Annotated in this window: 17 protein-coding genes and 1 riboswitch; of the genes, 3 read left to right on the top strand and 14 right to left on the bottom strand. The window is 60.2% G+C overall.

Features of this window, described 5'->3' with window-relative positions:
• Positions 1–227: 227 nt before the first annotated feature.
• The 5 genes from DM08_RS03960 to metK all read right to left on the bottom strand — a co-directional run bounded on the left by DM08_RS03960 (position 228) and on the right by metK (position 5,758).
• Entirely contained in the window at positions 228–1,676 is a 1,449-nt protein-coding gene (locus DM08_RS03960; RefSeq protein WP_035383310.1) for a peptidase U32 family protein, read from the bottom strand.
• 1 nt (position 1,677) lies between these two features.
• Entirely contained in the window at positions 1,678–2,514 is an 837-nt protein-coding gene (metF, locus tag DM08_RS03955) for a methylenetetrahydrofolate reductase [NAD(P)H] (protein ID WP_035383309.1), read from the bottom strand.
• Entirely contained in the window at positions 2,511–2,864 is a 354-nt protein-coding gene (locus DM08_RS03950) for a phage holin family protein (RefSeq protein WP_035383308.1), read from the bottom strand. The genes metF and DM08_RS03950 overlap by 4 nt, the downstream gene beginning before the upstream one ends.
• Positions 2,865–2,927: 63 nt before the next feature.
• On the bottom strand, positions 2,928–4,340 hold the full coding sequence (gene ahcY / locus DM08_RS03945; RefSeq protein ID WP_237560211.1) for an adenosylhomocysteinase: 1,413 nt from the start codon (positions 4,338–4,340) through the stop codon (positions 2,928–2,930).
• Positions 4,341–4,412: 72 nt separating this feature from the next.
• A riboswitch (S-adenosyl-L-homocysteine riboswitch) is annotated at positions 4,413–4,487 on the bottom strand.
• Positions 4,488–4,594: 107 nt separating this feature from the next.
• Entirely contained in the window at positions 4,595–5,758 is a 1,164-nt protein-coding gene (gene metK / locus DM08_RS03940; protein WP_035383306.1) for a methionine adenosyltransferase, read from the bottom strand.
• A gap of 58 nt (positions 5,759–5,816) precedes the next feature.
• On the opposite strand from metK, the gene DM08_RS03935 reads away from it, so the two are divergent.
• The 3 genes from DM08_RS03935 to ubiD all read left to right on the top strand — a co-directional run bounded on the left by DM08_RS03935 (position 5,817) and on the right by ubiD (position 9,167).
• Positions 5,817–6,704 (top strand): lysophospholipid acyltransferase family protein, encoded by an 888-nt coding sequence (locus tag DM08_RS03935; protein ID WP_035383305.1) that lies wholly within the window; start codon positions 5,817–5,819, stop codon positions 6,702–6,704.
• Entirely contained in the window at positions 6,704–7,573 is an 870-nt protein-coding gene (locus DM08_RS03930) for an LpxL/LpxP family acyltransferase (RefSeq protein WP_035383304.1), read from the top strand. The genes DM08_RS03935 and DM08_RS03930 overlap by 1 nt, the downstream gene beginning before the upstream one ends.
• Positions 7,574–7,688: 115 nt before the next feature.
• Positions 7,689–9,167, top strand: coding sequence for a 4-hydroxy-3-polyprenylbenzoate decarboxylase (gene ubiD / locus DM08_RS03925; RefSeq protein ID WP_035383303.1), 1,479 nt, complete (start codon positions 7,689–7,691; stop codon positions 9,165–9,167).
• 60 nt (positions 9,168–9,227) lie between these two features.
• On the opposite strand, the gene fba is transcribed toward ubiD, so the two are convergent.
• From fba to rsmB, 9 genes are all read right to left on the bottom strand, one after another.
• Positions 9,228–10,292, bottom strand: coding sequence for a class II fructose-bisphosphate aldolase (fba, locus tag DM08_RS03920; RefSeq protein ID WP_035383302.1), 1,065 nt, complete (start codon positions 10,290–10,292; stop codon positions 9,228–9,230).
• Positions 10,293–10,374: 82 nt separating this feature from the next.
• Positions 10,375–11,814 (bottom strand): pyruvate kinase, encoded by a 1,440-nt coding sequence (gene pyk, locus DM08_RS03915; protein WP_035383301.1) that lies wholly within the window; start codon positions 11,812–11,814, stop codon positions 10,375–10,377.
• A gap of 8 nt (positions 11,815–11,822) precedes the next feature.
• Positions 11,823–13,022, bottom strand: coding sequence for a phosphoglycerate kinase (locus DM08_RS03910; protein ID WP_035383300.1), 1,200 nt, complete (start codon positions 13,020–13,022; stop codon positions 11,823–11,825).
• Between the two features lie 132 nt (positions 13,023–13,154).
• Positions 13,155–14,156 (bottom strand): type I glyceraldehyde-3-phosphate dehydrogenase, encoded by a 1,002-nt coding sequence (gap, locus tag DM08_RS03905; RefSeq protein WP_035383299.1) that lies wholly within the window; start codon positions 14,154–14,156, stop codon positions 13,155–13,157.
• Positions 14,157–14,224: 68 nt separating this feature from the next.
• Positions 14,225–16,240 carry a transketolase gene (tkt, locus tag DM08_RS03900; RefSeq protein ID WP_035383298.1) on the bottom strand — a complete coding sequence of 672 codons (2,016 nt, stop codon included), beginning with the start codon at positions 16,238–16,240 and terminating at the stop codon, positions 14,225–14,227.
• 109 nt (positions 16,241–16,349) lie between these two features.
• Positions 16,350–16,988: a response regulator gene (locus tag DM08_RS03895; RefSeq protein ID WP_035383297.1), complete on the bottom strand. Its 639-nt coding sequence runs from the start codon at positions 16,986–16,988 to the stop codon at positions 16,350–16,352.
• Positions 16,988–19,108, bottom strand: coding sequence for a sensor histidine kinase (locus DM08_RS03890; protein ID WP_035383296.1), 2,121 nt, complete (start codon positions 19,106–19,108; stop codon positions 16,988–16,990). Before DM08_RS03890 ends, DM08_RS03895 begins: the two co-directional genes overlap by 1 nt.
• 3 nt (positions 19,109–19,111) lie before the next feature.
• Positions 19,112–19,642 (bottom strand): DUF4390 domain-containing protein, encoded by a 531-nt coding sequence (locus tag DM08_RS03885; RefSeq protein WP_237560222.1) that lies wholly within the window; start codon positions 19,640–19,642, stop codon positions 19,112–19,114.
• Positions 19,643–19,664: 22 nt separating this feature from the next.
• Positions 19,665–20,936 (bottom strand): 16S rRNA (cytosine(967)-C(5))-methyltransferase RsmB, encoded by a 1,272-nt coding sequence (gene rsmB / locus DM08_RS03880; protein ID WP_035383295.1) that lies wholly within the window; start codon positions 20,934–20,936, stop codon positions 19,665–19,667.
• Position 20,937 lies beyond the last annotated feature (1 nt).

Genomic DNA, 20,937 nt, shown 5'->3' with positions numbered 1-20,937 from the left:
TCCTGATATTGCAGGCCATGGGCGATGCGGGGCAGCGCCCATGCGTTTGACAGAATGCAGAGCAATATTCAGGCCACCGCGTGTGGATGGCCTGTAGCGGCAGCAAAGCGCGCGAAATCCAGAGCGGGAGGAGAAGCGGGGGTCGAGCAGCCGTCCAGAATGGTGCGTGGCGCGCACGCATGCACTAAGACTTAGCCAGGGAACCGGCACCCGACCGTTGCGGTGGCTTACAGGAAGCGCGCCACCATGCCCTTGGCCAATTCGCCTTGCAACGGGATCTGCACGCGGTGGCCGCTGCCGGGAGCGACGCTCATGGCCGCACCTTCGAGACTGCGCATCTCGGTCACGTCCACGATGTGATTGCCAGCGGGGTGAATGATCTCCAGCTTGTCACCGACCGAGAACTTGTTCTTCACCTCGATCTCAGCCATGCCGTCGGCACAGCTCACGATATCGCCGACGTATTGCTGACGGAAGCTCTCGGAGTGGCCGCGCATATAGTTCTGCTGCTCGTGGGTGTGGTGACGTTCGTAGAAACCGTCGGTGTAGCCGCGATTCGCCAGCGCATCCAGCGCGCCCAGCAGTTGCAGGTTGAACGGGCGACCGGCCACCGCGTCATCAATGGCTTGACGATAGACTTGTGCGGTGCGGGCGACGTAATAGATGGACTTGGTGCGGCCTTCCACCTTGAGCGAATCCACACCGATCTTCACCAGACGCTCGACGTGTTCCACGGCGCGCAGGTCCTTGGAGTTCATGATGTAAGTGCCGTGCTCGTCTTCCAGCACCGGCATCAGCTCGCCGGGATGATCCTGGCGCGAGATGACATACACGCGGTCGGCCAGTGGATGACGCGGCTGGCTGCCGCAATCGGACAGCGCACTTTGACTGAGTGCCTTGTCGAAATCGAAGTCTAGTCTTTCAGGTTGGCTGTCTTCAGCCAACCCTCTCCCTAGCCCTCTCCCGCTAGCGGGAGAGGGAACGTTCGCTCTCTCTCCCACTTGTGGGAGAGAGTTGGAGAGAGGGTGTTTTTCAATATCACCCGTGCCATTTTCCTCGGCGTTATCGATCTTGTAATCCCAGCGGCAGGAATTGGTGCACGTGCCTTGATTCGCATCGCGATGGTTGAAGTAGCCGGAAAGCAGACAACGTCCCGAGTAGGCGATACACAGCGCACCGTGCACGAACACTTCCAGTTCGATGTCGGGACACAGCTGGCGTATCTCTTCGATCTCATCCAACGACAGTTCACGCGACAAAATCACCCGCGACAGGCCGAGCGATTTCCAGAACTTCACCGCCGCGTAGTTGACGGTGTTGGCCTGCACGGAGAGGTGGATCTCCTGCTCCGGCCAGCGCTCCCGCACCATGGCGATCAGGCCGGGGTCGGCCATGATGAGCGCATCCGGCTGCATCTCGATCACCGGCTGCATGTCCGCCATGTAGGTCTTTACCTTGGCGTTGTGCGGCATCAGATTGCTGGCGACGAACAGCTTCTTGCCCAGCGCATGCGCCTCCTGGATGCCAGTGCGCAGCTCCTCCAGCTTGAATTCGTTATTGCGCGCGCGCAGTGAGTAGCGCGGTTGCCCGGCATACACCGCGTCCGCACCAAAGGCGTAGGCGGTGCGCATTTTGTCCAGCGTACCGGCGGGCAGGAGGAGTTCGGGAGCTTTCATATCAGGCGCGGTAACCCAGACGTTTCAGGATCTCGACCGAGGCGCCAGCCTGATTCAGCGTGTAGAAGTGCAGACCGGGCACGCCCGAGGTTAGCAATTGCTCACATAGCTGGCTAACCACATCCAGGCCGAACGCCTGCACGGAGTCGGTGTCGTCGCCGAAGCCTTCCAGCGTCTTGCGCATCCAGCGCGGGATCTCCGCCCCGCACATCTCGGAGAAGCGTGCCAGTTGCGAGTATTTCATGATGGGCATGATGCCCGGCACAATGGGCTGGGTGATGCCCTGCTTGCGCGCCTGCTCGACGAAGTGGAAATAGGCATCGGCGTTGTAGAAATACTGGGTGATGGCGGCGTTCGCACCGGCGTGCATCTTGCGCTTGAAATTGAGCAGATCGTCGCGGGCAGATTTGGCCTGCGGGTGCACTTCCGGATAGGCGGCGACTTCGAGGTGGAAGTGCTCGCCGGTCTCGGCGCGGATGAACGAGACCAGCTCGTTGGCATACTGGAATTCGCCGGTGGTGGCCATGCCGGACGGCAGGTCGCCGCGCAGCGCGACGATGCGCTTCACGCCCAACGCCTTGTAAGTGTGCAGGATCTCGCGGATGTTCTCGCGGGTGGAGCCGACGCAGGACAGATGCGGCGCGGCGTCAAAGCCCTGGCGCAGAATCTGCTCGACCGTGGCCAGCGTACGGTCGCGGGTGGAGCCGCCCGCACCGAAGGTCACCGAGAAGTATTCCGGCTTGTACAACGCCAGTTGTTTGCTGGTATCGACCAGCTTGCCCAGACCTTCCGGGGTCTGCGGCGGGAAGAATTCGAAACTGATGGGAGTCTTGTTCATGATTTCCTCATGAGTTGTGCGGCGGCTGAGGTGAGCCCCCACGAAAATACGCTGTACAGGATGGCACCAGCCAAACCATACCAGAACCCGTCCACGACAAAGCCGCGCAGGATAGAGCCGGTGAACCAGAACAGCAAGCCGTTGATCACGAAGATGAACAGCCCCAGCGTCAGCACGGTGGCGGGCAGGGTCAGCAGGACGAACAGCGGGCGGATGAAGGCATTGACGAGTCCCAGAAGCAGCGCAGCGATCATGGCATCACCGTAACCGTCCAGATGGATGCCGGGAACAAGGTTGCCCACCGCCAGCAACGCCAGCGCGTTCAACATCCAGATCAGCAACAGTTGCATCGTCACTCCTCAAGCCAAAAGGGGCGGAAAATCCGCCCCTCGCATCATACGCCTACAGCCAGATTAGTAGCGGTAGTGGTCGGCCTTGTACGGACCTTCCTTGGGCACACTGATGTAAGCGGCCTGCTGGTCGGTCAGTTCGGTCAGTTGCGCGTTCAGCTTCTTCAGCTGCAGGCGCGCGACCTTCTCGTCCAGATGCTTCGGCAGTGTGTACACGCCCACCGGATACTTGTTGCTGCCCTTCTCAGCTTCAGTCCACAGCTCGATTTGAGCGATGGTCTGGTTGGCGAAGGAGGACGACATCACGTAAGACGGGTGACCGGTGCCGCAGCCCAGGTTGACCAGACGACCCTTGGCCAGCAGGATGATGCGGCGGCCAGTCGGGAAGATCACGTGGTCGACTTGCGGCTTGATCTCTTCCCACTGGTACTTCTCGATGGAAGCGACGTCGATCTCGTTGTCGAAGTGACCGATGTTGCAGACGATGGACTGATCCTTCATCTTGATCATGTGGTCGTGGGTGATAACGTGGAAGTTGCCGGTGGTGGTGACGAAGATGTCAGCGTGTTCACAAGCGTAATCCATGGTCACCACGCGGTAGCCTTCCATCGCAGCTTGCAGCGCGCAGATCGGGTCAATCTCGGTGACCCAAACTTGAGCAGACAGGGCGCGCAGCGCCTGAGCCGAACCCTTGCCCACGTCGCCGTAACCTGCGACCACGGCGACCTTGCCCGCGATCATCACATCAGTCGCACGCTTGATGCCGTCCACCAGCGATTCGCGGCAGCCGTACAGGTTGTCGAACTTGGACTTGGTGACGGAGTCGTTCACGTTGATGCCGGGGAACTTCAGTTCGCCGCGCTGGTGCATCTGGTACAGACGGTGCACGCCGGTGGTGGTCTCTTCGGTCACGCCCTTGATCTCGGCCAAGCGCTTGGAGTACCAGGTCGGGTCCTTGGCCAGGGTGGCCTTGATGGAGGCGAACAGACAGGTCTCTTCTTCCGAGGTCGGGTTGTTTAGCAGCGACAGATTGGTTTCAGCGCGGGTGCCCAAATGCAGTAACAGGGTGGCATCGCCGCCGTCGTCCAAAATCATGTTGGTATAGCCGCCGTCCGCCCATTCGAAGATGCGGTGGGTGTAGTCCCAGTATTCGGCCAGCGATTCGCCCTTGACGGCGAACACCGGAGTGCCGCCTGCTGCGATCGCCGCAGCAGCGTGGTCTTGCGTGGAGAAGATGTTGCAGGATGCCCAGCGCACTTCCGCGCCGAGCGCCTTCAGCGTCTCGATCAGCACGGCGGTCTGGATGGTCATGTGCAGCGAGCCGGTGATGCGCGCGCCACGCAGCGGTTGGGTCGCCGCGAACTCTTCGCGGATGGCCATCAGACCGGGCATCTCGGTCTCGGCGATAGCGATCTCCTTGCGGCCCCAGGCAGCAAGATTGATGTCGGCGATTACGTAATCATTGAATTCAGCCATAGTGTTCTCCTTGAACATAATGACCGGAGGGAGGGGGATTTCGACTCACCCGGACTCCCGTGCCCGGCACGGTTTGGGTGAGCGTCGTTGAAACTTGCCGAGTCACTGAGCCTGGCAGGAAACCCTGTCGCAACGCTCCTCAGTGTCGGATACAAACAAATCGAGTGAAACTGCGACTTGCGGGCGCGCATTCTAGCATAAGAAAACGGCACCGTTGGGTGCCGTTTTGTCTTTTGCTTGCGACTACTTACGAATTACAAACCAGCATCGGCACGCAGAGCCTCCGCCTTATCAGTAGCTTCCCAAGTGAAGCCCGGCTCTTCGCGGCCAAAGTGACCGTAAGCGGCGGTGTTTTGGTACACCGGGCGCAGCAGGTCCAACATCTGCACGATGCCCTTGGGGCGCAGGTCGAAGTGGCGTTTGACCAGTTCGGTGATCTTCTCGTCGGAGATCTTGCCGGTGCCGTAGGTTGTGACCATGATACTGGTCGGCTGGGCCACGCCAATCGCGTAGGACACTTGCACCAGGCACTTGTCGGCCAAACCGGCAGCGACGATGTTCTTCGCCACGTAACGACCCGCGTAAGCGGCGGAACGGTCCACCTTGGACGGATCCTTGCCGGAGAATGCGCCGCCGCCGTGCGGGGCTGCGCCGCCGTAGGTGTCGACGATGATCTTGCGGCCAGTCAAGCCGGCATCACCGTGCGGACCACCGATGACGAAGCGACCAGTAGGGTTAACCAGATACTTGATGTCGCCCTTGATCAGCTCCTTCGGCAGGGTCGGCTTGATGATCTCTTCGATCACCGCTTCGCGGATCTGCGGCAGGTCGATGTCGGCCGTGTGCTGGGTGGAGAGCACCACGGTGTCGATGCAGAACGGCTTGTCGTCCACATATTTGACGGTGACTTGCGATTTAGCATCCGGACGCAGCCAGTTCAAACGGCCATCGCGACGCAGTTGCGACTGGCGCTCGACGATGCGGTGCGACAGGTAGATCGGCAGCGGCATCAGGGTGTCGGTCTCGGTACACGCGTAACCGAACATCAAGCCTTGGTCGCCCGCGCCCTGATTCAGGTAGTCATCGGAGGCGCGATCCACGCCCTGAGCGATGTCCGGGCTTTGTTGACCGTAGCAGACGTGGACGGAGCAGCCGTCGGCGTCGAAGCGCAGATTGGGGTCGTCGTAACCGATCTTGCGGATGGCTTCGCGCGCCACTTTTCCGTAGTTCACGTTGGCGCTGGTGGTGATCTCACCCGCCATCACTACCAGGCCGGTGGTCACCAGAGTCTCGGCGGCTACCCGCGCGTAGGGGTCTTGGGCTAGAATCGCGTCCAGAACTGCATCGGAGATCTGGTCGGCAACCTTGTCGGGATGGCCTTCAGACACTGATTCAGAGGTAAAAAAGTACTCGCTCATGGCTCTCCGTTATTTCAGGTTGGTTAAAAGTGGCGGGCATTATAACAAAAACTTGACAATGGCCACGGTGCTCACTCCCTTATTCCTGTTTATTTTTAGACTGGCCTCCCGGCTACCGTTACGGTGGCTACACCGCTTGGGAACCTTGGCTGGTTGGGCGACCTATCTCTTGTCCGGCCGCTACGCCGAGCGCCTGCATGACAATCTGCGTCTGGCTTTGCCGGGACTGAGCGATACGGAGTTCCGCCAGACGCTGCGCAGCAATGTGGCCGAGATGGGAAAAAGCATCGCGGAACTGCCCTGGATCTGGCTACGCCCGCAGGAGGAGGTCTCCGCCTGTGTCCATGACTGCCACGGCTGGGATAAAGTGATGGCCGCGCATGCACAGGGCAAGGGCATCATCGTGCTGACGCCGCATCTGGGCTGCTTCGAGATCGTCGGCCAGTACATCACTCTGCGCCTGCCCATGACCACCATGTATCGCCCACCCCGCCTGGCCTGGATCGAGCCGATGATGCGCCTTGGGCGCGAGCGCGGCTTGCTGGAGCTGGTTCGCACCGATGTCAGCGGCGTGCGCGCCATGCTCAAAGCGCTCAAGCGCGGTCAGGCCATAGGCCTGCTGCCCGATCAGGCACCGGGCAACGGCGAAGGTGAGTGGGTCGAGTTCTTCGGTCGCCCCGCCTACACCATGACGCTGGTCGAACGCCTGGCCCAGTCCACAGGTGCGGCCATCATGATGACCCATGCCGTGCGCCTGGAGGATGGCAAGGGCTATGTGCTCAGCTTCTCTCCGCTGGAGCAGACTGACGGCGAATCCATCACCCATGCCATGAACCGGGCCGTCGAGACTGCCGTACGCAGTTGCCCCGAACAGTATCTGTGGAGCTACAACCGTTACAAAGTGCCCCCCGGTGCCGAGCCGCCCGCCATGGGCAAGGAGTCGTGATGCTGGCACGTTTCGGAGTCTTCATCTTCTGGCTGATCCATTTCCTGCCGTTCCGCCTCATCGTCATTCTGGGCAATGTACTCGGCACCGTGGTCTATCCCTTTGCTGCGGAGCGGCGACGGGTGGGTGATACCAATCTACGCTTGTGCTTCCCGGCCATGGACGTGGCCGCACGAAAAAAACTGTTGCGCGCACATTTCAGGATGTTCATGCGCGGCCTGATCGAACGCAGTCTGCTCTGGTGGGCCAGTGCCGAACGCATCAACTCGCTCATCCATGTTGAAGGTCTGGAGCATTTCGATGCGGTAAAAGGGCAGCCTATGATCTTGCTGACACCGCATTTCGTGGCTATGGATGCTGGTGGGCAATGGATCGCACAGCAGGTGGATACCGTATGCATGTACTCCAAACAGAAAAACTTGTATCTCTCAGATCTGTTGCTACGCAAGCGCTGCCGCTTTCGAAATCAGCGTCTGTATGCACGTCAGGAAGGGCTGCGCCCTATCATCAAGGGAATGAAGGAAAGCATGCCGTTCATCTATCCGCCCGACCAGGACCAAGGCGTGCGCGATGGCGCGTTTATCCCGTTCTTCGGGGTGCCTGCCGCCACCATGACCTCTGTACCGCGCATCGCCAAAATGACGGGCGCGAAGATTGTGCCCAGCATCACGCGCATGCTGCCCGGGGGGGCAGGTTATGTGCTGACTTTCTATCCGGCATGGGAAAACTTCCCGAGCGGTGACGACATCGCAGATGCCCGCCGTATGAACGAGTTCATCGAGCAACGCGTGCTTGAGATGCCCGAGCAGTACTTCTGGCTGCACAAGCGGTTCAAGACGCGCCCCGAGGGGACGGAGAGTTTTTATTGAGTGGGTAGTCGTGAGACGTAAGACGTAAGTTACCCCGCTCCGTGGTTAAACTTACGTCTTACGTCTTACGTCTTACGTCTGGCGACTGGCGACTGGCGACTGCGGAGGAGCAAGCATGAAGTACCACGACCTGCGCGATTTCATCGCGCAACTGGAGAAAATGGGCGAGCTCAAGCGCATCGCTGCGCCGGTGTCCACCCATCTGGAGATGACCGAGATCAGCGACCGGGTGCTGCGGGCGCAAGGTCCGGCGCTGTTGTTTGAAAACGCGGTGGATGCGCAGGGCCGGAAGCACGCCATGCCAGTGCTGGCCAATCTGTTCGGCACCCCGCGCCGGGTGGCGCTGGGCATGGGCGAAGAAAACATTGCCGCCTTGCGCGAGGTCGGCAAGCTGCTGGCTTACCTCAAGGAGCCCGAGCCGCCCAAGGGGCTGAAGGATGCCTGGGAGAAGTGGCCGATCCTGAAACAGGTGCTGTCCATGTCGCCCAAGGTGCTGTCGTCTGCGCCGTGTCAGGAGGTGGTGTGGGAAGGCAAGGAGGTGGATTTGTCGCGCCTGCCGATCCAGCATTGCTGGCCGGGTGACGTGGCGCCGCTGATCACCTGGGGATTGGTGGTGACGCGCGGGCCGAACAAGCCGCGCCAGAATCTCGGCATCTACCGTCAACAGGTGCTCGGCCCGAACAAGGTCATCATGCGCTGGCTGGCGCATCGCGGTGGAGCCCTGGATTTCCTCGATCACTGTCTGAAGCATCCCGGCCAGCCTTTCCCGGTCGCGGTCGTCATCGGGGCCGATCCGGCGACCATACTCGGCGCGGTGACGCCGGTGCCGGATTCCTTGTCCGAATATCAGTTCGCCGGATTGTTGCGCGGCGCCAAGACCGAGCTGGTGAAGTGCCTGGGCTCCGACTTGCAAGTGCCCGCTTCTGCCGAGATCGTTCTGGAAGGCGTGATCCATCCCGGCGAGACCGCACTGGAAGGCCCTTACGGCGACCACACCGGCTACTACAACGAGCAGGACAGTTTCCCGGTGTTCACCGTCGAACGTGTGACGATGCGCAAGAATCCGATCTACCACAGTACCTACACTGGCAAGCCGCCCGACGAACCGGCGATGCTGGGCGTGGCGCTGAACGAGGTGTTCGTTCCGCTGCTGCAAAAGCAGTTTCCCGAGATCGTCGATTTCTACCTGCCGCCGGAGGGCTGTTCGTACCGGATGGCGGTGGTCAGTATCCGCAAGCAATATGCCGGACACGCCAAACGGGTGATGTTCGGCGTGTGGTCATTCCTGCGCCAGTTCATGTACACAAAATTTATTATCGTGGTGGACGACGACATCGACGTGCGTGACTGGAAAGAGGTCATGTGGGCGATCACCACGCGCATGGACCCGGTACGCGACACGCTGCTGGTGGAGAACACGCCGATCGACTATCTCGACTTCGCTTCACCTGTTTCCGGCCTTGGCGGCAAGATGGGCTTGGATGCCACCAACAAGTGGCCGGGTGAAACCAGCCGAGAATGGGGTACGCCCATCGTAATGGATGTGGCGGTGAGGCAGAAGGTGGATGCGATGTGGAGCGACTTGGGGCTTTGATTTGGCGCACTCAACAAAAAAGCGACCCGGAGGTCGCTTTTTTGTTGGATTAAGGAACGCTTACTTGATAACCGCGTTCAGCTCACCCTTGATGTAACGCATCGCCATGGCATCCAGCGAGATCGGCTTGATCTTGGCAGCCTGACCTGCGGAGCCGAAAGCTTCGTAACGCGCCTTGCAGATCGCCTTCATCGCCTTGGTGGTCTCGGCCAGGAACTTGCGTGGATCGAAATCCTTGGGATTGTTGGCCAAGTAGCGACGGGTAGCGCCCGTGGAAGCCATGCGCAGGTCGGTGTCGATGTTCACCTTGCGTACGCCGTGCTTGATGCCTTCAACGATCTCGTCAACCGGCACGCCGTAGGTCTGGGGCATCGCACCGCCGAACTGGTTGATGATCTCAAGCCACTCTTGCGGCACAGAGGAAGAACCGTGCATCACCAGATGGGTGTTGGGAATGCGTGCGTGGATTTCCTTGATGCGGCTGATTGCCAAGGTGTCGCCTGTGGGCGGCTTGGTGAACTTGTACGCGCCGTGGGAAGTACCGATGGCGATAGCCAGAGCGTCCACTTGGGTAGCCTTCACGAACTCAGCGGCTTCGTTGGGGTCAGTCAGCAGTTGGTCGTGCGACAGGACGCCTTCAGCGCCGTGACCGTCTTCCTTCTCGCCGTGGCCGGACTCCAGGGAACCCAGGCAGCCCAGTTCGCCTTCGACGGACACGCCGACGGCATGGGACATCTCGACGACCTGACGGGTCACGTTGACGTTGTATTCGAAGCTGGACGGAGTCTTGCCGTCAGCCAGCAAAGAGCCATCCATCATCACGCTGGAGAAGCCGGACTTGATGGCCTGGATACAGATGGCCGGGGATGCGCCGTGGTCTTGGTGCATCACGACGGGAATGTGCGGGTACATCTCGACGGCAGCTTCGATCAGGTGACGCAGGAAGGCTTCACCGGCGTACTTACGCGCGCCAGCAGAACCCTGCATGATGACCGGGCTGTTGCATTCGTCAGCCGCCTCCATGATCGCCTTCACCTGTTCCAGGTTGTTGACGTTGAATGCGGGCAAGCCGTAGCTGTTTTCTGCTGCGTGATCGAGCAGTTGGCGCAAAGAAACGAGTGCCATGTTTTCCTCTCCTAATTTATCAACTATTAAACAAACTGCCTAACCCGGAGTGTACGAGCAAACCCTCTCCGGCCTCAACCCTTCACTTGCCGTGGTGATCGCCGACACGGGCGATCTTCATCGTATTGGTATGACCTGTCTTGCCTACGGCATCACCTATGGTCAACACCATCAGATCATCCGCATTAACCAATCCCAAGCGTTCCAACTCCTGCTCAGCCTCGATCAGCGTGGTTGCCGGATCAGTGGAGCTGGGATTGAAAGCGATCGGGTGAACGCCGCTGAACAGCGTAACCTTGCTCAGGGTCGCATCCGTCGGAGTCAGCGCGAAGATCGGCACGCCGGCGTTCACACGGGACATCCACAGCGCCGTCGAACCGGATTGCGTCAACGCAACGATGGCCTTGACCTTGAAATGTGAGGCAGCGAACAACGCCGACATGGCGATCGACTGATCGATACGGCTGAACTTCTGGGTCGCCAAGCGGCGGTCCATGGAGTTGTCTTCCACTTCCCGCTCGGCCTTCAGGCAGATACGCGCCATGGCCTGTATGGTCTCGACCGGGTAATCACCGACCGCCGTCTCTGCGGACAGCATCACCGCATCTGTCCCGTCCAGCACCGCATTGGCCACATCGGACACCTCCGCGCGGGTCGGGATCGGATTGGTGATCATCGACTCCATCATCTGAGTCGCCGTGATGACCAACTTGTTCTTGGCGCGCGCCATCTTGATCATGCGCTTCTGCAAACCAGGCACGGCAGCATCGCCGACTTCCACCGACAAGTCACCGCGTGCCACCATGATGGCATCAGAGGCATCGATGATGTCGCCCAGTACCGGAATCGCTTCGGCACGCTCGATCTTCGCCATCAGCAGGCTCTTGCCGCCCGCCGCGTGCATCAGCTCGCGCGCCTGCCGCATGTCGTCCGCCGAACGGGGGAAGGATACCGCCAGGAAGTCCGCCTTGATCAACGCGGCGGTCTTGATGTCTTCCTTGTCCTTATCGGTAAGCGCCGGAGCGGTCAGGCCGCCACCCTTGCGGTTAATGCCCTTGTTGTTGGACAACACGCCGCCACGCACGACTTTGCACACTACTTCTTCGCCGCGCACTTCTTCCACGTCGAACTCCAGCATGCCGTCGTTCAACAACAACACGGAGCCTTTGCTCACATCGCGTGGCAGCTCCTTGTAGTCCAGACCGACCCGCTCCTGATTGCCCAGCGCCGTCCAGCTAGCATCGAGGATGAAGGTATCGCCCTTGTTCAGGATGATCTTGTCGTTCTCGAACTTGCGGACACGGATCTTGGGACCTTGCAGGTCGGCGAGGATACCGACGGTACGCCCCACTGCTCGCGCAGCGGCACGCACGGTCTCGGCACGCCCCATGTGGTCGGCGGCGGAGCCGTGGGAGAAGTTCATCCGCACCACGTCAACACCGGCCCGGATCATTTGCTCCAGGACTTTCTGGTCACTGGTGGCCGGCCCGAGGGTGGCCACGATTTTAGTTCTACGCAGCATGTGGTTCCTTATTTAGACGCACGCTCTTCCAGGATCGCCACGGCCGGCAGGGTCTTGCCTTCGAGGTATTCCAGGAACGCGCCGCCTGCGGTGGAGATGTAGCTCACCTTGTCATAGATGTCATACTTCTGAATCGCTGCGATGGTGTCGCCGCCGCCCGCCAGAGTGAACGCCTTGGTATTGGCGATGGCCATGGCGATGGTCTTGGTGCCTGCACCGAACTGGTCGTATTCAAACACGCCGACCGGGCCGTTCCAAACCACAGTACCTGCCTTCATGATGATGTCAGCCAATTCTTGTGCAGATTTCGGGCCGATGTCGAAGATCATTTCATCTTCAGCCACATCCTTGGCATCCTTCAGGATGGCCGGGGTGTTTTCATTGCCGGGCAGGAAGGGTGCTGCCGTACCCACAACCACGTCGGTCGCGATAGGGATGGTCGCGCCGCGCGCGGTCATCTTGGAAATCAGCGCCTGCGCAGTCGGTACCAGATCGTTCTCGCACAGCGACTTACCGACGGGGTGGCCGGTTGCCTTGAGGAAGGTGTTGGCGATACCGCCGCCCACCACCAGCTGTTCACACTTCTCTGACAGCGCTTCCAGCACGGTCAGCTTGGTGGAAACCTTGGAGCCGCCGACGATGGCGACCATCGGACGGGCCGGGTTGGCCAATGCCTTGTTCAGCGCATCCAGCTCTTCGGTCAGCAGAATACCTGCGCAAGCGGTCGGAGCGTACTTAGCGACACCGTGGGTCGAAGCCTCGGCACGGTGGGCAGTGCCGAACGCATCCATCACGAACACGTCACACAGGGCGGCGTACTTCTGGGCGGTCTCGTCCACGTTCTTCTTTTCGCCCTTGTTGATGCGGCAGTTTTCCAGCACCACCAACTCACCAGCAGCCACATCGAAGCCGCCATCCACCCAATCCTTGATCAGGCGCACGGTCTTGCCCAGACGACCGGAGATGTTGTCGGCTACCGGCTTCAGGGAGTTCTCTTCGGACCACTCACCTTCGGTCGGACGGCCCAGATGGGAAGTCACCATCACTTTGGCGCCAGCCTTCAGGCAGTGGTTGATAGTGGCCATGGAGGCAGTGATACGGGCATCGGAAGTAACCTTGCCGTCCTTGACGGGCACGTTCAGGTCAGCGCGGATCAGCACACGTTTGCCTGCCAGATCCAGATCGGTCATGCGGATGAAATTAGCCATTTTTTGCTCCTAACAATAAATTAACCACGGAGAGACAGAGCTTGCTAGCCTGGGCTGCGGCTGCGTGGTGAATCTGGGATGGATGCCAGAAACCGCAGAGGCACAGTTGCCTGTGCCTCTGCGGTCTTGCGATTACTTCGCGACGTGCTCCACGAAACGGAGCATGTTGCAGGTGTAGCCGTACTCGTTGTCGTACCAGGACACCACCTTGACGAAGGTCGAGTCCAGCGCGATGCCAGCTTCTGAATCGAAGATGGAAGAGTAGCCACAGCCACGGAAGTCGGTGGAAACCACCTTCTCGTCGGTGTAACCCAGAGTCTTGCTGATGTCGCCGGAGCTCGAAGCCGCCTTCATCGCTGCACAGATCTCAGCGTAAGTGGCTGGCTTGTTCAGTTCTACGGTCAGGTCAACCACGGACACATCGGAAGTCGGCACGCGGAAAGCCATGCCGGTCAGCTTGCCGTTCAGTTCCGGCAGCACCACGCCCACAGCCTTGGCAGCGCCAGTGGAGGACGGGATGATGTTTTCCAGGATACCGCGACCACCGCGCCAGTCCTTCTTGGACGGGCCGTCAACAGTCTTCTGGGTCGCCGTCGCAGCGTGCACGGTGGTCATCAGGCCGCGCTTGATACCCCAGTTGTCGTTCAACACCTTGGCAACAGGAGCCAAGCAGTTGGTGGTGCAGGAAGCAGCAGAAACGATCGCCTGACCAGCGTAAGTGGTGTGGTTCACACCATAGACGAACATCGGGGTCTTGTCCTTGGAAGGAGCCGAAATCACAACCTTCTTCGCACCTGCGGCGATGTGCTTTTTGCAGCCTTCTTCGTCCAGGAAGAAACCGGTACATTCCAGCACGATGTCCACGCCGACTTCGTTCCACTTCAGGTTGGAAGGGTCGGTCTCGGCAGTCAGGCGAATGGTCTTGCCGTTCACCTTCATGTTGTTACCGTCAACGCCGACATCACCCTTGAAATTGCCATGCACGGAGTCGTACTTCAGCATATAGGCCAGATAGTCCGCATCCAGCAAGTCGTTGATCGCCACCACTTCGATGCCAGGAAAATCCTTGGCGATGGCGCGGAATGCCATACGACCAATACGACCAAAACCGTTAATACCAACACGAATTGCCATGTTTCCCTCTCCTTAGGTCTGTTAATGTAAACAATGCAGAGGAGGCTGTGCCTCCTCTGTTTCAGGACTTACAGGACGCTCTTGACGGCGCCTACCACGTTCTCGACGGTGAAACCGAAGTGCTTGAACAGCTCAGGTGCCGGGGCGGATTCACCGAAGCAATCCATGCCGATCACCTTGCCCTCCAGGCCCACGTACTTGTACCAGAAGCCGGTCACGCCTGCCTCGACCGCCACGCGCTTCACGCCCGGGACCAGCACGCTGTCCTTGTAGGCCTGGTCCTGACGATCAAACACATTGGTAGACGGCATGGAGACCACGCGCACGTTCACGCCTTCAGCGGCCAATGCGGCTTGCGCCTTCATCGCCAACTCGACTTCGGAGCCAGTGGCAATGATGATCGCCTGTGGCTTGCCGCCTGCGGCCTCGGACAGCACATAGCCACCCTTGCGGATGTCGGCGATCTGCGCGTCGGAGCGCTTCTGGAACTGCAGGTTCTGACGGCTGAAGATCAAGGAAGCCGGGCCGGTCTTGCGCTCGACGGCACACGCCCAGCTCACGATGGACTCGGTGGTGTCGCACGGACGCCAGACATCCATGTTAGGGATATAGCGCAGCGTAGTGGTCTGCTCCACCGGCTGGTGGGTCGGACCGTCTTCGCCCAGACCGATGGAGTCATGGGTGAACACATAGATCACGCGTTGCTTCATCAGAGCCGACATGCGCAGCGCATTGCGGGCGTATTCAGAGAACATCAGGAACGTGCCACCGAACGGCAGCAGACCACCATGCAGTGCCATACCGTTCATGATGTGGGACATGCCGAACTCGCGCACGCCGTAGCTGATGTAGTTGCCGGGCTTCTTGCCGGAAACGTGGTGCGCGCCTGTCCAGTTGGTCAGGTTGGAACCGGTCAGGTCGGCGGAGCCGCCCAAGAATTCGGGCAACGCGGGTTGCAGCGCATTGATGGCGTTCTGCGAAGCCTTGCGAGTGGCGATGGTCTCACCCTTGGCGTTGACCGCAGCGATGGCCTGGGCCACATGAGCTTCCCAGTTAGCCGGCAGATCACCCGCCATGCGGCGCTCGAACTCGGCAGCCTCTTTCGGGTAAGCGGCACGGTATTCGGCGAACTTGTTGTTCCACAGCGTCTCCAGCCCCTCACCTGCAGTGCGCGCATCCCAAGCCTCGTACACATGGGCAGGGATCTCGAACGGTGCGTAGTTCCAGCCGATGTGGGCACGGGTGGCAGCCACTTCGGCATCACCCAGCGCAGCGCCATGCACGTCGTGGGTGCCTTCCTTGTTGGGGGAGCCAGCACCGATCACGGTCTTGCAGCAGATCAGGGTCGGCTTGTCGGTGACCGCCTTGGCCGCCTCGATCGCAGCATCGATCTCCTCGGGAACGTGACCCTCGACATCCGCGATCACATGCCAGCCATAGGCCTCGAAACGCTTGGCGGTATCATCGGTGTACCAGCCGTCGATGTGACCGTCGATGGAGATGTTGTTGTCGTCCCAGAAGGCGATCAGCTTGCCCAGACCCCAGGTACCAGCCAGCGCGCAGGCTTCATGCGAGATACCCTCCATCATGCAGCCGTCGCCCATGAACACATAGGTGTGATGATTGACGATCTCGTGGCCGGGCTTGTTGAATTCGTTGGCCAGCAGTTTTTCGGCCATCGCCATGCCCACGGCATTGGTGATGCCTTGGCCCAGCGGGCCGGTGGTGGTCTCGACACCTACGGTGTAACCATACTCAGGGTGACCAGGAGTCTTGGAGTGCATCTGGCGGAAGCGCTTCAGCTCTTCGATCGGCAGATCGTAACCGGTCAGGTGCAAGAGTGCGTAGATCAGCATGGAACCATGACCGTTCGACTGCACGAAGCGGTCGCGGTCGGCCCACTTGGGGTTGGCCGGGTTGTGACGCAGGTGGTGGTTCCACAGCACTTCCGCAATCTCAGCCATACCCATCGGCGCGCCAGGGTGGCCAGAATTGGCTTTTTGCACCGCATCGACCGCAAGCATGCGAATCGCGCCGGTGATGTCGTTGTATTTGGGGGGGGTTACTTTGCGTTCCGAAGCCATTTTCCTCTAGTCTCCTGTGCTTCCCGATATAGCAGATTTGGGTAAGTTTATCTGGTTGGGGTGGTCGATTATGCCGCAGCGCCCTGTTTAGGGCAACCATGAATACAGTTCATTCGGTAGAAGGGTCGGCCTCTTTCTTGCCTACCCGTATGCCCAATTGCTTCAATTTGCGATGAAGATGAGTACGCTCCAGACCTACTTTGTCTGCGATGTGGGTGATATTCCCGTGTTCCTTGCGTATGTGGTGCTCGAAGTAGAGTCGCTCGAAATTCTCTCTAGCCTCGCGCAAGGGCAGGTCCAGCGGCAGGGTCGTGGCACCTCCCTCCGTCACACCGCTCTCGACCGCCGCAGCCGTCGACTCGGGCAAGCGCTTCTGGAAGTCCTGCTTGATAGCCTTGGCGACCGTAGTCAACAGCTTCTGCAAAGCGACCGGCTTCTCCAGAAAATCGACTGCGCCTATGCGCGTAGCCTCCACCGCCGTTTCGATGGTGCCGTGGCCGGACATCATGATGACCGGCATGGTCAGCAGCCCGTCTGCCACCCACTCCTTGAGCAGGCTGACACCGTCCGTGTCCGGCATCCAGATGTCGAGCAACACCAGGTCCGGCTGTTGGCGACTGCGGAATTGCCTCGCCTGTGCCGCATTCTCGGCCAGATGAACGCTGTAACCCTCGTCGTACAGGATCTCAGACAGCAATTCGCGTATACCCACCTCGTCATCGACTATCAGTATGTTTTTTCCTGCCATCATGCCGCTCCTGTCAATACCGGCAGCGTGACAATGACCCGCGCCCCGCCACTCACCACATTCTCGATCGCGATGATCCCGCCATGCTCTTCGACTATCTTCTTGACGATCGCCAGCCCTAAACCCGTGCCCTTGGGTTTGGTCGTGATGTAGGGCTCGAAGGCGCGATCCAGCAGATTCTCGGGGAAGCCGCTACCGTTGTCCTCGACCGACATCCTCAGCCAGCCCTCCTCGTTCGAGGTCTGTAAGATCAGTCGCGGCTGCTCGACCTGCCCCAGTGCATCCTGCGCGTTCTGCAACAGATTATGTATCACTTGCCGCAACCGTGTGGCATCGCCCCGGATGCGCGTGTGCGGGGCCTCCAGCCGGACACTGAGCGGATAGCGGTTCGCCTCATACAGACCGAGCACCTCGCGCAGCAACTGGTGCATGTCCAGCTCAGTGAGTTTCAGTGCCGGAGCGCGAGCGTAGTCGGCGAAATCCGTCACCATGTTCTTCATCGCCGTCACTTGGCTGACGATAGTCTGCGTCGCGCGTTGCAACAGCGAGGCATCCTTCTCATCCAGCTTCGCGCTGAGTTTGTGCTGCAATCGCTCGGCGGAAAGCTGGATGGGTGTCAGCGGGTTCTTGATCTCGTGCGCCAAGCGCCGTGCCACCTCGCCCCAAGCCGCTTGCCGCTCCGCCCGCAGCAGATGGGTGATGTCATCGAACACCACCACGTAGCCGCTCTCTGCCGCCGTCGACAACCAGGTTCCCCGGATCAGCAGGATCTGATTGCCGTTCTTGCTCACACGCTCAATCTGCCGCTGCCACTCACCGTTGGGCATCTCTTCGAATGCATGCTCCAGCGTGGCGACGAAAGGACGCAGCAGCAGATGCACACTCGCCACATCCTGTAGCGGCTGCCCCTGCATCTCCAGCAAAGGCGCACCGAGGATCTGTGCCGCGCTGGCGTTGACCGAGCGCAACTTGTACTCGGCATCCACCACCAACACGCCCGACGACAGGTGCGCCAGCACACTTTCCAGATACAGTTTGGCATTCTCCACCTGCCGCTGCTGTTGCTCGCTGGTGTCTTTGGCCTCGGCCAATTGCCGGGTCATCTGATTGAACAAGCCGGTCAGCATGCCCAACTCATCGCTGCTTTGCACCTCGTGTTGGCGCGAGAAGTCGCCCTGCGCAACCGCCCGCGTGCCCTCGGCCAGAGCCGCCAGCGGCGCGCTCAGGCGATTGCTCAGGAAGATCGCCGCCGATACCACCGCCAGCAGCACTACCAACAGGAATAGCGTCAAGGTCAGGCTATACATCCGCTTCAGACCCAGCCTAGAGATGGAGATACCCTGATAGTCGCGATAGACCGCCTGCACCATCTCCGCATCATCCGACTGCTGTTTGGGGACGAGCTGGGCGAATTGCAGGATGCGCACGCCATTGGCGCGTACTGCGTTGACCGGCACCAACACCCGCAGCACCAGCCGATTATCCGGCAAGGTGTCGACCACGCTGTAAAGGCCCTGCCTGCGCACCTCCCCCAGCATATTGGCATCGGGCATGTCGGGTGCCAGCCGCCGCTCGCTGGAGGCGAAGGCAAGCAGCTTGCCCGAGTTGGAGAACAGTGCGATCTCTTGCGCCGCGCCCTCGTCCATCAGCCGGTTGAGCGTGGCCGCATGCTGCGCCGGATCTTGCTCGGCCAGCAGCAGGGCAATGAACTGACCCTTCTTGGTCAAGTCCTTCAAGCCGTTCTCCAGTGCATTCCTGCCCAGATTAAGACCGCCTTCGAGGGCCTTTTCCACGCGCACGTCGAACCACGATTCGATACTTTTGCCCAGAAACTGCACCGACACGCCATAGACCAGCAGGCCGGGCAGGATGGCGATGAGGGTAAAGAACACCGCCAGCCGGAACGCCAGCGTCGCCCCGAACACCTGGGCCTTGATCTTTTGGCGCAGCTGCCAGAACTGGTAGCCCACCAGCGCCATCAACAACACCGCCAGCACCCCGATCGATGCCAGCAACCAGTACAGGCTGTGCGAGAACAACTCGGACTTCGCGTTGGCTTGAGACAGCAGATAGAGCAGCAGGGTGCCGATCAGCGTGCTGGCAGCGAGAAAGTATTTCACCGGCTAGTTACCCCCGGTCGTGTTAGGGTGCACGATCCAGCTATACCAGTCTGAATCGAGGTTCCACTCCTTGCTGGTCAGCGCGTTCACCTGCAAGGGTTTGGGCAACTGGGTAATGTCCAGACGCATGCGCGCCGAGACCACATGTTTGCTCTCGGATTTCAGCGCAGTCAGCGGCACGGGTGCGGAAGCCTGGTGCCCGACCACCCGCAGGGCATCTTCCAGATTGGAAAAGTTCTGGAACAACGAGCCCCGCCCGATGCGGTATTGGCGGGTAAGCGCGTTATACGAAAGATTGGTCGTCTGCTCGCTGGCCACCAGCACATCATCGAACCAGTACCAGCGTGGCCGGTTCAGATTGAACTCGCTGATGAAGTGCAGTGTCACGCCGCGCATCAGCGCCTGTTCGACCACATAGTTGAAATTGATGCCAAAATCCACCGCAAGCTGGTAGCTGCTGCCGACCGTGCGGCCCTCGGCTTTTTGTACCGAAATACCCTCAGCCTGCGCGCCCGCGACACCGAACCACAGCATCCCCAGCAAGAGCAGTAGGTGTCTAAACAGATTTTTGCAGCAGCGCATAGAAGAAGCCGTCATGCCGATCGCCGGGTAAGAGTTGTCCGCTTTCAGGGAGGTCGGGCCGCAGCGGCAGCTCGTGCGCATCCACATGCTGCCGCAAGAAATCCTGCACCACCTGCCTGTTCTCCTCCCCCATCACCGAACAGGTCGCGTAGAGCAATTTACCACCACTCGCCAGCAAGTGCCACAGCGCCTCCAGTATCTGCGCTTGCTGCCGCGCAAAACCGGCGATGTCGGCGGGGCGACGCAGCCATTTGATGTCGGGATGGCGACGCACCACGCCCGTTGCCGAACACGGCACATCGGCCAGGATACGGTCGAACGGCACACCATCCCACCAGTCAGCAGGGTGTGCGGCATCGCCGACCTTCAAATTGGCGCTTAGCTGCAAGCGCCTCAGGTTCTCGTCCACCCGCTGTAGCCGCTCCGCGTCCAGATCCAGCGCGGTCAGCTGGATGTCTGCGAGCTCCAGCAGATGGGCACTTTTGCCACCCGGCGCGGCACATGCGTCCAGCACGCGCATCCCGGTGTGCGCATCCAGCAAAGGCGCGGCGTATTGCGCACCGGCATCCTGTACCGAGACCTCGCCATCGAAGAACCCGGGCAGCTTGTCCACCCCGACCGGGCGCGCCAGCAGGATCGCGTCCGGCTCGATCAGGCTCGCCTCGATGCCGTGGTGCGCCAACCGCGCCAGATAGTCGGCGGGCGTGGTGCGACGCTGATTCACGCGCAGCGTCATCGGCGGATGCTGGTTGCCCGCCAGCAGCACCGCATCGGCACGCGCGCCGTACTGCGACCGGAGCTGATCTATCCACCATTGCGGGTAGGAATAGCGACTGGATTCACTTTTCGCCGCCGTCGCCAGCAGCATTTCGCGCTGGCGCAGGAAATTGCGCAGCACCGCATTGACCAGCCCGCTGGCCGCCGGACTGAGTTCGCGCGCGGCACGCACGGCATGATCCACCACCGCATGGCTGGCCGATTTGCTGTACTGCAACTGGAACAAGGCCACCAGCAGCAAGAAGCGCAGCCGTTCATCCTTCAAGGGTTTATGCAGCAGGGGCGCGAGCATGGCCGCGAGCTGGCCGTAGAAGCGCAGGGTGCCGTAGCTCAGATCCTGCACGATGGCGCGCTGCTGCGGGGTCAGTTCGGCATGGCGGCGCAGGTGTTCAGCCAGCGCCTGATTCAGATTGCGGCCGCCCATCACTTGAGCGACGATCTGGGTGGCTCCGAGTTGGGCGAGATTCATT

Origin of the sequence: Ferriphaselus sp. R-1 (assembly GCF_000746095.1) — a bacterium.
In the GTDB taxonomy this organism is placed as follows: domain Bacteria; phylum Pseudomonadota; class Gammaproteobacteria; order Burkholderiales; family Gallionellaceae; genus Ferriphaselus.
This window is presented reverse-complemented; position numbering and strand designations above follow the sequence as displayed.

Excerpts from the sequence above, each read along its gene's own strand:
- fba (WP_035383302.1), bottom strand. The coding sequence starts at position 10,292 with ATGGCACTCGTTTCTTTGCGCCAACTGCTCGATCACGCAGCAGAAAAC.
- metF (WP_035383309.1), bottom strand. The coding sequence starts at position 2,514 with ATGAACAAGACTCCCATCAGTTTCGAATTCTTCCCGCCGCAGACCCCG.
- DM08_RS03930 (WP_035383304.1), top strand. The coding sequence starts at position 6,704 with ATGCTGGCACGTTTCGGAGTCTTCATCTTCTGGCTGATCCATTTCCTG.
- pyk (WP_035383301.1), bottom strand. The coding sequence starts at position 11,814 with ATGCTGCGTAGAACTAAAATCGTGGCCACCCTCGGGCCGGCCACCAGT.
- DM08_RS03895 (WP_035383297.1), bottom strand. The coding sequence starts at position 16,988 with ATGGCAGGAAAAAACATACTGATAGTCGATGACGAGGTGGGTATACGC.
- DM08_RS03910 (WP_035383300.1), bottom strand. The coding sequence starts at position 13,022 with ATGGCTAATTTCATCCGCATGACCGATCTGGATCTGGCAGGCAAACGT.
- tkt (WP_035383298.1), bottom strand. The coding sequence starts at position 16,240 with ATGGCTTCGGAACGCAAAGTAACCCCCCCCAAATACAACGACATCACC.
- DM08_RS03935 (WP_035383305.1), top strand. The coding sequence starts at position 5,817 with ATGGCCACGGTGCTCACTCCCTTATTCCTGTTTATTTTTAGACTGGCC.
- metK (WP_035383306.1), bottom strand. The coding sequence starts at position 5,758 with ATGAGCGAGTACTTTTTTACCTCTGAATCAGTGTCTGAAGGCCATCCC.
- gap (WP_035383299.1), bottom strand. The coding sequence starts at position 14,156 with ATGGCAATTCGTGTTGGTATTAACGGTTTTGGTCGTATTGGTCGTATG.
- ubiD (WP_035383303.1), top strand. The coding sequence starts at position 7,689 with ATGAAGTACCACGACCTGCGCGATTTCATCGCGCAACTGGAGAAAATG.
- ahcY (WP_237560211.1), bottom strand. The coding sequence starts at position 4,340 with ATGGCTGAATTCAATGATTACGTAATCGCCGACATCAATCTTGCTGCC.
- DM08_RS03885 (WP_237560222.1), bottom strand. The coding sequence starts at position 19,642 with ATGCTGTGGTTCGGTGTCGCGGGCGCGCAGGCTGAGGGTATTTCGGTA.
- rsmB (WP_035383295.1), bottom strand. The coding sequence starts at position 20,936 with ATGAATCTCGCCCAACTCGGAGCCACCCAGATCGTCGCTCAAGTGATG.
- DM08_RS03960 (WP_035383310.1), bottom strand. The coding sequence starts at position 1,676 with ATGAAAGCTCCCGAACTCCTCCTGCCCGCCGGTACGCTGGACAAAATG.
- DM08_RS03950 (WP_035383308.1), bottom strand. The coding sequence starts at position 2,864 with ATGCAACTGTTGCTGATCTGGATGTTGAACGCGCTGGCGTTGCTGGCG.